The organism is Leminorella grimontii, from assembly GCF_039789245.1.
Taxonomy (GTDB): domain Bacteria; phylum Pseudomonadota; class Gammaproteobacteria; order Enterobacterales; family Enterobacteriaceae; genus Leminorella; species Leminorella grimontii.
On the sequence record NZ_CP146357.1, the window covers coordinates 2,525,031 to 2,537,648 of the forward strand.

The following is a 12,618-nucleotide window of genomic DNA, read 5'->3' on the forward strand; positions in this document are numbered from 1 at the left end:
ACGGCCGATGCAAAAACACACTCATTATGATAGGTACTCTCATTCCCGGGGAGGAAACGTTTCCTATCGTATATCTCAGCGTTGCCACATAGCCGCCGCCAGGGGCGGCTATGTCCGTTGCCTGACGTTTAGAGTCAGAGCGCTACACGTCCAAAAGCAGGCGCGTAGGGTCTTCCAGCAGGTCTTTTACCGCTACCAGGAAGCTCACCGATTCACGACCGTCAATCAGACGGTGATCGTAAGAGAGCGCCAGATACATCATCGGCAAAATCACTACCTGTCCGTCCACCGCCATCGGGCGATCCTTGATGGCGTGCATTCCCAGGATCGCGCTTTGCGGCGGGTTAATAATCGGCGTGGACATCAGCGAACCGAACACCCCACCGTTGGTAATCGTAAAGTTACCGCCGCTGAGATCTTCCACGGTCAGCTTACCGTCGCGCCCCTTCACGGCGAGATCTTTAATATTTTTTTCGATATCCGCCATGCTCAACGCGTCGACGTCGCGCAGCACCGGCGTCACCAGGCCGCGCGGCGTAGAAACCGCAATGCTGATATCAAAATAGTTGTGATAGACCACGTCGTCGCCATCAATGGAGGCGTTAATTTCAGGGAAGCGTTTAAGCGCTTCAACCACCGCCTTCAGGTAGAACGACATGAAGCCCAGGCGCACGCCGTGGCGCTTTTCAAACGCGTCGCCGTACTGCTTGCGCAGATCCATCACCGGCTTCATGTTCACTTCATTAAAGGTCGTGAGCATGGCCGTGTTGTTTTTCGCTTCCAGCAGGCGTTCAGCGATACGCTTGCGCAGGCGCGTCATCGGCACGCGCTTTTCGCTGCGGTGAGAAAGCGGCGCGCTGGCGGCGGCCTGAGGCTTTTTAGCCTCCGGCGCGGGAGCCGCGGCAGGCTTGGCGTTCGCCTGCTGGGCCAGATGCTGATTGACGTCCTCTCGGACGATGCGCCCGCCGACGCCGGTGCCCTTAATGGCGTTCGGGTCAAGGCCGTGCTCGGCGATCAGGCGGCGCACCGCCGGGCTGAGCGCGTCGTTGCTGCCCTCTTCCAGACTGGCGGTCTGGCGCTGCGCCGGCGTAGACTCAGTGGCCTGCGGCGCTTCGGTGATCTGATGACCGGTAATATCCGCCGGGCGCAGGCGCCCAAGCAGCTGGCGAGAGGTTACCGTAGCGCCTTCGTCTTCAAGAATGGCGTCCAGAACGCCAGCCTCCAGCGCGGGAACTTCCAGCACCACTTTATCGGTTTCAATTTCAACCAACACTTCATCGCGCTCAACGCTATCGCCTGGTTTCTTGTGCCACGTAGCGACGGTCGCATCAGCAACAGATTCAGGAAGGTCCGGAACGAGAATATCTATGCTACTCATTATTTGTCCTTAATTCATTTTACGTTAAGCGCGTCTTCGACTAATTGCTTTTGCTGTTCCTGGTGTACCGACGTATAGCCTACCGCCGGTGAAGCGGACGCCGGACGACCTGCATACTTCAGTACGGCGCCCTTCGGCATCACCTCGCGGAAATGGTGCTGGCTGCAGTACCAGGCGCCCTGATTCTGCGGCTCTTCCTGACACCAGACGAAATCCTTCACGTGAGCGTAGTCGTGCAGCGCGTTCAAAACCGCCTGCTGCGGGAAAGGATAGAGCTGTTCGATTCGTACAATAGCGACGTTGGTCTGGCCGTTGGCGCGGCGCTGTTCCAGCAGGTCATAGTAGACTTTACCGGAACACAGAACGACGCGTTTAACTTTTTTCGCATTCAGATTGTCAACTTCACCGATAGCCGGCTGGAAGCTTCCGTTAGCCAGCTCGTCCAGCGTCGAAATCGCCAACGGATGGCGCAGCAGCGACTTAGGCGACATGACGATAAGCGGACGACGCATTCCCCGCAGCGCCTGACGGCGCAGCATGTGGTAAACCTGCGCCGGCGTGGAAGGCACGCAAACCTGGATGTTCTGTTCCGCGCACAGCTGGAGATAGCGCTCCAGACGCGCCGAAGAGTGCTCGGGCCCTTGGCCTTCGTAGCCGTGCGGCAGCAGCATAACCAAACCGCACATCCGGCCCCACTTCTGCTCGCCGGAGCTGATGAACTGGTCAATAACCACCTGAGCGCCGTTGGCAAAGTCGCCGAACTGCGCTTCCCAGATGGTCAGCGTGCGCGGATCCGCCGTCGCATAGCCGTATTCAAAGGCTAATACGCCCGCCTCCGTCAGCACGGAGTCCCAAACCTGGAACCCACTTTGAGCGCTATGGATGTTGGCTAAAGGAATATAATAGGAACCATCTTTCTGATTATGAACCACTGAGTGGCGATGGAAGAAAGTCCCCCGACCGGAATCCTCGCCGGAAATGCGCACCGGCGTATTTTCATCCACCAGCGTCGCGTAGGCCAGGTTTTCCGCAGCGCCCCAGTCAAACGGCTTTTCGCCTTCCGCCATCAGCGCGCGGTCGTCATAAATCTTAGCCACCCTAGGATGCAGCTCTATGCCTTCAGGGATCTGCGTAATACGACGAGCTAAATCCTGAAGGCGCTTGATGTCCACCGCGTTCGGATAGGCTTCATCCCACTCGTGGTTCAGATACGGCGCCCACGACAGGTTCTGCGTATTGAGCGGCCGCCACTCTTCCACCACGCAGTCGCCGCGATCCAGCGCATCGCGATAGACGTTCACCATTTCGGTGACTTCTTCCGCAGAGGCCGCCTTCCCTTCAATCAGGCGATCGGCATAGACTTTACGCGGCGTCGGATGCTTTTTGATTTTGGTGTACATCATCGGCTGAGTCGCGCTCGGCTCATCGGCCTCGTTATGGCCGTGACGGCGATAGCACAGCAGGTCGATCATCACGTCCCGCTTGAAGGTATTGCGATAGTCCAAAGCCAGGCGCGTAATAAAGGCTACCGCTTCCGGGTCGTCTGCGTTGACGTGGAAAATCGGCGCCTGGATCATCTTGGCGATGTCGGTACAGTACTCCGTAGAGCGTACGTCCTGCGGATAAGAGGTGGTGAAGCCAATCTGGTTGTTAATGACGATACGCACCGTGCCGCCCACTTCGTAAGCGCGCACCTGAGACATGTTCAGCGTTTCCTGAACGATGCCCTGGCCAATAACCGCCGCGTCGCCGTGGATGGTAATCGGCAACACCCGGTTGCTTTCGCCTAATCCAGCCGCTTCCAGACGGTCGCGGCGGGCGCGCACGGAGCCGATAACGACGGGACTGACGATCTCCAGGTGAGAAGGGTTAAACGCCAGCGTCAGGTGAACCTGATTGCCCTCGGTTTCAAAGTCGGAGGAGAAGCCTTGGTGGTACTTCACGTCGCCGGTGCCGAGGTGCTCTTTATGAATGCCGGCAAATTCGTCAAACAGATCGCCAGGGCGCTTACCCAGCAGGTTGACCAAAACGTTGAGGCGGCCGCGGTGGGCCATGCCGAGCACGACCTCTTTAGCGCCGCTGCGGGCGGCGTGGCGGACCATCTCTTTAAGCATCGGGATCAGCGCATCTCCGCCTTCCAGCGAGAAGCGCTTGGCGCCGGGATATTTGGCGCCAAGATAGCGCTCCAGACCTTCCGCCGCCGTTAGCTCCTGCAAAAAACGCTTCTTTTCTTCCAGGCTAAAATCGCCCTTACCGGATACCGACTCAAGGCGCTGTTGGATCCAGCGCTTTTCTTCGGTATTGGTGATGTGCATATATTCAGCGCCGATGGTATCGCAGTAGGTCTGCTTGAGCGCCTGATACAGGTCGGCCAGCTTCATGGTCTCTTTGCCGATGGCGTATGAACCCACGTTGAAGGTTTCCTGCATGTCCTCTTCGGTCAAATTGTGAAACGCGGGGTCGAGCTCTTGAACGGGTTCTTTATAGCGAAGCTTAATCGGATCGAGGTTGGCGTTTTGGTGGCCGCGAAAACGAAAGGCGTTAATCAACTGCAGGACTCTTACCTGCTTGGCGTCTTTTTCCGGATCGCTGACGCTGGACGTATAGCGCTTGGCGTCTTTAGCTAAGCGACGGAAATAGTCGCGAGTCGTAGAGTGAAACTGCTCGGGGCCGAGAACGTCAGCGGGCAGAGTGTCAAAAATTTTGCGCCAGCTGTCGTCAATAGAGTCAGGGTCCGTCAGATAGTCTTCATAGAGTTGTTCTATATAGGACTGGTTCGCACCAGCAAGATAGGAGGAGTCTAACCAAGACTTCAGTGCACCGTTCTGCATTATGACCTCTTAAGCATCATGCTTTAAGTATGTGCCGTCGCAGAATCAGCAGCGTCTTTAACATGTCGTTACGTAAAAACCACAATCCTTGATGGTAAATGATAAAAGATGCTGTCTGTTTCGCTTTATTCGGCACGGAAAACGTTCGCCGTGACTACATTCGCTTTTATTAATACCAGATAATTGCTTTCAATATAAGCCGTTACACGACAAAGGCTGCTGCTTTTCTCGCCATTCACCGTTCGTCGTGGTATTAAATAAATGAGGTATAACCCACATCAAACGCCTCAATGTAGCAACCTTCTTGCAACATTCCGGCTGGGATGCCCTTGAGTATAGAGCCTAATTTTACAAATACAATTCAAATAAAAACAGATTTATAACATTTTTGCCCAAATAGTGAGCACGATCACAATCGAGAAAAAACCATTAAAAACAATAAGTTTATGTGAAACGCATCATCTATATTGTTAATGAAATGATAACATACCCCAAAATTGTAAAAAAAAAGTAAAATAAATCTTCACGATGGTCTAAATTTATGCAACTGTAATAGACATAAATGCACCAAATTATTCAGGATGCGTCGACGCGGCAGGCATGAGAGGGATAGCTTCGTAGGTAACGAATAAGCCCCGCCGGTGAAGAAACAGCCAGAATGGTGGGGTGCAAGAATGACAAGAAAGGCAATCACGGTTTTACATTGCCAGACTCCTTTGAACTGAATATATAACGGAGACAATCATGGCTGTAGAAAAAAAAGCGACGCTGGTTCTTGATGACGGCAGAAATATTGAGCTTCCTATCTTAAGCGGAACTCTGGGGGAAGACGTGCTGGACGTAAGAACTCTGGGCTCAAAGGGGCTGTTTACTTACGACCCGGGCTATCTGTCCACTGCGTCCTGCGAATCTCAAATCACCTTTATCGACGGTAACGAAGGGATTCTATTACACCGTGGTTTTCCCATTGCCCAACTGGCGAAAGAGTCTACCTATCTGGAGGTCTGCTACATCCTGCTGTACGGCGAAACTCCTACCGCAGAGCAGTTTGCTACCTTTAAAGATATCGTGACGCGCCATACGATGATCCATGAGCAGATCACCCGCCTGTTCCAAGGCTTCCGCCGCGACTCACACCCCATGGCGGTGCTGTGCGGCGTAACCGGCGCTCTGGCCGCGTTCTATCACGACTCGCTGGACGTTCACAACGAGCGCCACCGTGAAATCACCGCGTTCCGCCTGCTGTCGAAAATGCCGACCGTAGCGGCGATGTGCTACAAGTATTCCGTCGGCCAGCCGTTCATGTATCCGCGCAACGACCTCTCCTATGCGGGTAACTTCCTGCATATGATGTTCGCCACTCCGTGCGAAGACTACGTGGTTAACCCTATTATCGAGCGCGCCATGGACCGCATCTTCATTCTGCACGCCGATCACGAACAAAACGCCTCAACCTCGACGGTCAGAACCGCGGGCTCCTCCGGCGCTAACCCGTTTGCCTGCATCGCGGCCGGCATCGCTTCGCTGTGGGGGCCGGCGCACGGCGGCGCGAACGAAGCCTGCCTGAAGATGCTGGAAGAGATCGGCAGCGTAGAGCGCATTCCCGAATTTATCGCCAAGGCTAAAGATAAGGACGATCCGTTCCGCCTGATGGGCTTCGGCCACCGGGTGTATAAAAACTACGACCCGCGCGCCACCGTGATGCGCGAAACCTGCCATGAGGTTCTTCAGGAGCTCAAGCTTGATGACGAGCTGCTGGATATCGCCATGGAGCTGGAAAAAATCGCCCTTAGCGACCCGTACTTCATCGAGAAGAAGCTCTACCCGAACGTGGACTTCTACTCTGGCATCATCCTGAAGGCTATCGGCATTCCGACCTCTATGTTTACGGTTATCTTCGCCATTGCCCGCACTATAGGCTGGATCGCCCACTGGAACGAAATGTACGAAGACGGCGTTCGCATCGCTCGCCCCCGCCAGCGCTACATGGGCTATACCGAACGCGAGTTCCACAGCCAGCTGCCTAAGGCGAAAGAGTAGCTTTTCAGCATTGCTGCAACGTAAAAAGTCCGGGAAATCCCGGACTTTTTATTTTTCGCTACTCGTTGCCCCTTCCTTTTCCGCTCGATTTTCTTCGGATTCCTTTTCGTTTGCCTGGCTCCCTATATTGACAAACTTAATGCCATTAATTTAATATCATTAACTTAATGACATTAAATTAATTAAATGGGAATGCTCATGGCTCGCCCCAATAAAAGTGAACAAATCAACATCACGAAATGTTCTATTGAAGCTACTCTACGGCTGCTTGATACACATGAAGCATCAACAATTACGCTAGCGCAGGTAGCCGAGGAAGTCGGATGTAAAGCGCCGGCGCTTTACAACCACTTTTCTAATAAAGACGCCCTTATGTATGCCGTTCAGCAAAAGGGATTTCAGATATTGTTAAGTGAAAAACTGCGCATTGCCGTCTCGAACCAGCAGAGGCCGCTTGAGCGGCTGAGAGAAGGAGGAAAAGCCTATCTACGCTTCGCCTTTGCATATCCCAACCTGTATCGTCTCATGTTCTCCCCTACCACTTTTAGTGAAAGCGCCCAAAATCCATTCGACACTCCCCTTGGCTCAGAATGTCTGGAAACCTTACGTATTGCAGTTCAGGCATGTCAGGTGCAGGGATATTTAAAAGATAAGGACGCGGGCCACATTGCCTTTACCCTATGGTCCGCCATCCACGGATGCGCATGGCTCATACTTCAGGGGCAGGCCCCTCTTCTTTCAGAAAAAGACGTGGAATGCGAAGCGCTGGCGCTGGCGCTGGTTGACACAATGATGAGCTTTATTCATACGCCACGCCCCAACGCTTAGGAGCCACTATGCAGAAATCCCTTTTTCCAAAACGCCGCATTTTAATTGCTGTCGGATTAACTATTGCCGTCATTTTCATCTGGATAGCCTGCGCCATTCGCCAAACGGAACGAGACATTGCCACCCATGTGGATAGCGTTCGCAAAATAGCTATGGCTAACGACATGCCGCCGGAACAATTTGCTGGACTGGCACATTTGCCAACGCCGGTGCAAAAATATCTACGCTTTGCCGTTCCTAATCCTCAATCCGCCTATCGCTTGGTAAACGCTGAACTTGAGGGGCAGTTTCGCCGCCCTTTAATGACTGAATTCAGCCCGACCAGCGCTAATTTAGCGGTGGCAATTGGCGAGCCGGCAATGCTCTTTTCCGCTAAGACATCAATGGAGCTTGGCTTATGGGCTAAGGCCTATGACTTTTTTGCTAACGGAAGAATGGAAATGCGGGCCAAGATCGCTTCAGCAATCGCCGTAGTGGACGAAAAAGAAACGCCTGAGCTAAACAGAACGTCTTTAAGACGCTGGCTTTTAGAAAGCCCGCTGTATCCGCTATCACTTTTTCCCGGAGGCCCAGTTCGTTGGGAATCGATTGACGACACTCGCGCCAGAGCTATCGTTTCTGGTTTCGGTATGGAAACGTCGCTTATCGCAACGTTTCGACCGGATGGAAGCCTGGAAGCGTTTTTTTCTGAAGAAGATGGCGATCTTACTACTCCCTATCACGGGTCAGGTGAATACGCCCTGCGCAACGACTATCGTCTGGTGCAAGGAATGATGATCCCCCATTCATTTGAAATTGCCCGCGCGTCTAAAGGGCAACGCTATCCATTTTGGCGAGGAAAAATACGCGCTATAACGTTTGAATAGCTGAAGTCAGGCCTCATGATGCATTCCATGAGGCCTGAGAAGCGTTATTCGCTATTGCGCTGATGGCGATGGCGGTGATAACCGTCCACCATGCTTCTAAACGTCTGGGTCGGCGTATCGCCGGTCGTACAGAGATAGAAGTGGCCGCAGATAAACAGCAGGCCGGCGATGGCCAGTACTAGATGCGCCTTAAGCATCCAATAGCCGTTGCCTACAATCTCAGGGAATAGGCACAGCAGGCCGGTTAGCAGCAGCAGCGGCACCAGCAGATACATCACGCCAACGTACGCCAGCTGTTGCAGAGGATTAAATTTCCCCTGCGCCGTTGCCGGGAACGGATGACTTTCCCCTTTCATGATGCCAAACAGATAAAAGCGCGCCTGCCGCAGGCTGCGTTCGACAAGCCCGGCGCTTCGGATCCGGTAATGAACGCCGTTGCCGCCAATCATGTTGATAACCACGAAGCCAATCCAGAACGCTAGCAGCAGATAGCCGCAAATTTCATGCAGCGCGACCTGAGCCGCAACGTTGCCAATAGAGAAGTGGTTAAACAAACCACTGACCAGCAGCAAAATAAACAGCAGCGCGTTCCCCCAGTGCCAAAAGCGAACGGCCTTTGAGTAAAGATAGGTTTTCTCTTCTACGCCGCCGCCCGCTGACTTGGGTGCAAGCCAACAGCGCATCAGACCGTGCAGCGCGAGTACCGCCAACAGGCCGACCACCAGCATGCCGGCGATGATTAACCACGCGGGCCAGTAGTCTGGCGTATAGTGGAGTTCGGCTCCCCATAAGCTGTTCATGCTTTATCCCCCTGATGGATCTCTTTACGACGGAATAACGCCGGTTTCCCCACGTTTTCCAAGTGATACTGATAGGCGCCGTGTTGGGAAATCCACTGCTTGATTGCGGGCTCATCGGCACGGCCAAAGCGCAGCGCGTCCGTCGGGCAGACGCTGACGCAAGCCGGTTCAAGCCCTTGGGCAAGGCGCGTATCGGCGCAGAAGTTGCACTTGTCGGCCACGTGCGTTTGCGGATTCAGATAGCGTACGTGATAAGGACAGGCCGCAACGCAGTAGTCGCAGCCCAGGCACTTTTTGGCGTCGACGCGAACGACGCCGTTTTCATCTCTCCAGGATGCGCCGGTCGGGCACACGGAGATGCACGGCGCGTCTTCACAGTGCTGGCAGGAAACGCGGAAAAACTGAAAGTGCATTGCGCCCGCGCCCTCTTCCGGCCCCCGAATCTGGACCTGAAGCCGGCTGTAGCCTTCGGGGATATCGTTCATCGTTTTACAGGCGACGGTACAGGCCTGGCAGCCGATGCAGCGCTTTTCGTCGTGCAGCATGACGTAATGATTATTGCTCATCTCTCTTTCTCCTTAGCCACGACTCAGCTGAACGCCCGCGGTGTGAACGTTGGTGCCGCAAACCGGGCTCGTTTCGTGAGGCAACAGGTTGCCGCAGTGTACGCCGTGGGTGGTGGCAGCGGTTTTAGCCCCCGCCTTGGCGCCAAAGCCCATATAGACAAACAGCGTGTCCGGGCGGATGGCTGGAGTAACCAACGCCGTGCCCTTTTCTTTACCAATCTTGTTGCTTAGCCAGACCGCGTCGCCGGTCTTGATCCCCTTCTCTTTTGCCGTTTGAGGGTGGATCCACACCGGGTTGTCCCACATGAGCTCCGACAGCATCGGGACGTACTGCGTCGCGCCGTTGGTATGAACGGCCACCTTGCCCTGAATAAAGTAAAGTTCGCCGTCCTCCTTTAGCGGGAACTGGCGGTAAAGCGGCGCGCCAAAGCCTTCGGCCAGGCCCTCGAGCGTTTCGGAATAGAGCTCAATCAAACCGCTGGGCGACTTGAACTTCAGCTCGTCGCCAAAGGTGCCGTCGACGGACAGCCCCGCAGCCGCCTTTGGATAAGCCTTAACGAACGTGCTGACAGAATCCGGTTCACGCAGCAGCAGAGGAATGCCGTAGGAGAGATAGCCGGTTTGATGAATTTTCTTGTAGAGATCCTCGTCCCCCTTGGCCTGAAACAGTTGGCGGGTCGCCATATCCTTCCAGGGGAAGTATTTCTCTAACCCCAGAGCGCTCCCCAACTCCTGCCAAATTTGCCAGCTTGGCTTGGCGTTGCCAATCGGCTTAACCACCTGCTGGCGCACGGCGTAGGCCGGATTCAGGCCTGATACGTCGGAGATTTCCTCATCCCGTTCCAGATAGGTGCACTCGGGCAGCAGGTAGTCGGCGTAGGCGGCGCTTTCGCTCAAATAGACGTCGCAGCTGACCACCAGTTCCAGCTTTTCGATGGTTTTAACTAACTCCGGACGGCAGGAGACGGTTTGCAGCGGGTTATGGCGAGACATCATCCACGCCTTAACCGCATAGGGCTTTTCCGTTTCAACGGCGTCGATGATGCTCTGAACGATGCCGCCGCCTTTGTTGATGTATTTAAACTCGGGCCGAGTCGCGTCTATTCGCTTGGCCTCAATCTTCGGCATGTCTTTTACGCCGGGCTTCGCCAGCGTCGGCGCGACGGCCTCTCCGGCCAGCTTGTTATACTTCTCTGCCCCCTTCTTCTGATACATCCCGCCGCGGCGCTCGATGCAGCCCAACAGCGCGTTCATGGTGAAAATCATCCGACGCATGTCGAGCTCTTCTTTGTTATAGGTCGCTCTATGCCCAGGGTTAACGATGACATGGGGCGCCGCAGCGGCGATTTCACGCGCAACGCGGCGAATCACGTCGGCAGAAATGTCCGAATGCTTTTCGGCCCACTCCGGCGTGGTGTCTTTAAGCGACGCCGACAGCCGATCGAAGCCGACCGTGTAACGTTCGATAAACACCTTGTCGTACAGGTTTTCTTCAATCAATACGTGACACATCGCCTGAAGCACGGGCAAATCGCCGCCCGGCCGGATCGCGTGCCACTCGTCGGCCTTGCTGGAAAACACCGACAGCCTGGGATCGAAGCTGACAACCTTGGCGCCGCTCTCCTGCGCCATCATCATTTCATGCGTATCGGCAACCTCAATACCTTCATAAAGGTTGTGGCCGAAGGCCACCATATAACGGGTATTTTCGATATCCATTGCCAGGTCGCCGCCCATCATGACCTGAGCGGCAATGGCTTTCCCTGCCGGGCAAGTCGTTGCATGAGTAAAGGTATTGGGAGAGCCAAATGCGCTCGCCAAATGGAATAAGTGGGAGGAAAGCGATCCTGACTTAGAGGAAAATACAACGCTTTCAGGCCCAAAGGCCTTCTTTATCGCATTAAGCTTTTCCGCTATTTCTTTATAGGCCTGCTCCCAGGTGATGACTTCCCACTCGCCGGCGCCTCTAGGCCCCTTGCGCTTCATCGGTTGAACGATCCGCGCTGGGTCGTTAATCAGGCTGACGCCGCTGCCGCCCCGCGCGCACACTCGGGAGCCCTGATGCTCCGCGTGGGTATTCCCCTGAATAAAAACGGTTTTATTGTTAATGACCTGGGCCTCTATCGGGCAGCGAAACGAACACATTTCACACAGGCTCGGCGTTAAACTGCTCTTCCCATCCAACATATCGGGCTTTTGGAGCGCCAGCGCCCCCGGAGCAAAGCTGCCGATGGCGTACCCGGCACAGCCTACGCCAACGCTTTTGATAAAATCACGACGATTAATGCTCACACATCCTCCGACTATTTTTGTTATTCGGATAATCATAAAGAGTTATGTTCGTGATTTTGTTGACCGGCTCGACAGTTTCACTGATAAATCACGAGTGAAACCATATATGAAGATAGTTAACAGTATTAAATTGGTTAATAATGTGGTTAATATGTTAAATATTAATATCATTCACTTAGAGAATCGTGCCGTGCTGAATCGGCTAATGAGAGTGGCGCAAACAGGCTGATGGGCTTAATACAGACGACCGTGAATAAACCTACCGCATTCTGGATATGGCGATCGCGCAGGAAAATATGAAGCTAGGTGCGGATAGTTTTATCATTAAGCTTTTATTCGTTAATGATGTATTTTCACGCAGACATCCTAATTAGAACCATTTATATTGATTAAACCCTCACCATTATTTATGAACACATTGAAATTCTTACTTTTAGAACAATAATGTAGAAACTCCTGGCACGAACTTTTTTCTGAGTTAAGTCCAATACATCCAAAGCCTACATCATCATGAGGATATACGGCGATATTCAATAATGGGTTAATATAAAAGCACACTTCACCTATCACTCCCGCATGACACATCATCAATTTTGACATCTCTACAAAATCATTTTTGATAAAGCTAATGCTAAGAGAATCGGCGGGTAGAACAGAGTCCCCGTAAAGATAGTCTTCATAAGGTTCGGTCATTGGCAAGAGTAATCGCTTACCTTTCATTTGTTCATACAGAGAATGATATTTTCTAATGGTTTCCTCATTGTCTTCTTTCCGGTCGTCAAAAGATAAGGCGGTGAGAACCATTATGTTTTCATCTTTTTCTTTAAAAAAGCCTTCAAACAAAGATATTGCTTCTTCAATTAATGAAAATGAAAAGCCCTTATTTATCGCAAAATATCCCGCCCAGCTTTCTGATGCGCTGAATCCACTGAAATTAATATCATTTAATGAAAAATTATTTGCCAATTTTAGTGATTCCTCCGTCACTCACGCCTATAGCTATTGTATGCCTTGGTT

The 12,618-nt window shown here is 53.0% G+C and carries 9 protein-coding genes; 3 read left to right on the forward strand and 6 right to left on the reverse strand.

Translation table 11 applies throughout. The features are described from left to right. Positions 1-142: 142 nt before the first annotated feature. Positions 143-1,378, reverse strand: coding sequence for a 2-oxoglutarate dehydrogenase complex dihydrolipoyllysine-residue succinyltransferase (odhB, locus tag V8L73_RS11805; RefSeq protein WP_027272842.1), 1,236 nt, complete (start codon positions 1,376-1,378; stop codon positions 143-145). A gap of 14 nt (positions 1,379-1,392) precedes the next feature. After that, complete coding sequence (gene sucA, locus V8L73_RS11810; RefSeq protein WP_347253072.1) at positions 1,393-4,209, reverse strand: 2-oxoglutarate dehydrogenase E1 component; 2,817 nt, start codon at positions 4,207-4,209, stop codon at positions 1,393-1,395. A gap of 744 nt (positions 4,210-4,953) precedes the next feature. Between sucA and V8L73_RS11815 the strand changes: the two genes are divergently transcribed. The 3 genes from V8L73_RS11815 (at position 4,954) to V8L73_RS11825 (ending at position 7,943) form a co-directional block, all read left to right on the forward strand. Beyond that, positions 4,954-6,249, forward strand: coding sequence for a citrate synthase (locus tag V8L73_RS11815; protein ID WP_036023031.1), 1,296 nt, complete (start codon positions 4,954-4,956; stop codon positions 6,247-6,249). Positions 6,250-6,447: 198 nt separating this feature from the next. Beyond that, positions 6,448-7,077, forward strand: a complete 630-nt coding sequence (locus tag V8L73_RS11820) for a TetR/AcrR family transcriptional regulator (protein WP_347253073.1) — start codon at positions 6,448-6,450, stop codon at positions 7,075-7,077. Between the two features lie 8 nt (positions 7,078-7,085). Then, on the forward strand, positions 7,086-7,943 hold the full coding sequence (locus tag V8L73_RS11825; RefSeq protein ID WP_347253074.1) for a DUF6920 family protein: 858 nt from the start codon (positions 7,086-7,088) through the stop codon (positions 7,941-7,943). A gap of 44 nt (positions 7,944-7,987) precedes the next feature. Here the strand turns inward: V8L73_RS11825 and phsC are convergent, their stop codons facing one another. The 4 genes from phsC to V8L73_RS11845 form a co-directional block, all read right to left on the reverse strand. Next, positions 7,988-8,743, reverse strand: a complete 756-nt coding sequence (phsC, locus tag V8L73_RS11830; protein ID WP_347253075.1) for a thiosulfate reductase cytochrome B subunit — start codon at positions 8,741-8,743, stop codon at positions 7,988-7,990. Further along, positions 8,740-9,309, reverse strand: a complete 570-nt coding sequence (locus V8L73_RS11835; protein WP_027272836.1) for a 4Fe-4S dicluster domain-containing protein — start codon at positions 9,307-9,309, stop codon at positions 8,740-8,742. The genes phsC and V8L73_RS11835 overlap by 4 nt, the downstream gene beginning before the upstream one ends. A gap of 12 nt (positions 9,310-9,321) precedes the next feature. Then, positions 9,322-11,601, reverse strand: coding sequence for a thiosulfate reductase PhsA (gene phsA, locus V8L73_RS11840; protein ID WP_347253076.1), 2,280 nt, complete (start codon positions 11,599-11,601; stop codon positions 9,322-9,324). A gap of 366 nt (positions 11,602-11,967) precedes the next feature. Then, positions 11,968-12,567 (reverse strand): hypothetical protein, encoded by a 600-nt coding sequence (locus V8L73_RS11845; RefSeq protein ID WP_347253077.1) that lies wholly within the window; start codon positions 12,565-12,567, stop codon positions 11,968-11,970. Positions 12,568-12,618 lie beyond the last annotated feature (51 nt).

Coding starts and splice junctions, on each gene's coding strand:
- odhB (WP_027272842.1), bottom strand. CDS start 1,378: ATGAGTAGCATAGATATTCTCGTTCCGGACCTTCCTGAATCTGTTGCT.
- sucA (WP_347253072.1), bottom strand. CDS start 4,209: ATGCAGAACGGTGCACTGAAGTCTTGGTTAGACTCCTCCTATCTTGCT.
- V8L73_RS11815 (WP_036023031.1), top strand. CDS start 4,954: ATGGCTGTAGAAAAAAAAGCGACGCTGGTTCTTGATGACGGCAGAAAT.
- V8L73_RS11820 (WP_347253073.1), top strand. CDS start 6,448: ATGGCTCGCCCCAATAAAAGTGAACAAATCAACATCACGAAATGTTCT.
- V8L73_RS11825 (WP_347253074.1), top strand. CDS start 7,086: ATGCAGAAATCCCTTTTTCCAAAACGCCGCATTTTAATTGCTGTCGGA.
- phsC (WP_347253075.1), bottom strand. CDS start 8,743: ATGAACAGCTTATGGGGAGCCGAACTCCACTATACGCCAGACTACTGG.
- V8L73_RS11835 (WP_027272836.1), bottom strand. CDS start 9,309: ATGAGCAATAATCATTACGTCATGCTGCACGACGAAAAGCGCTGCATC.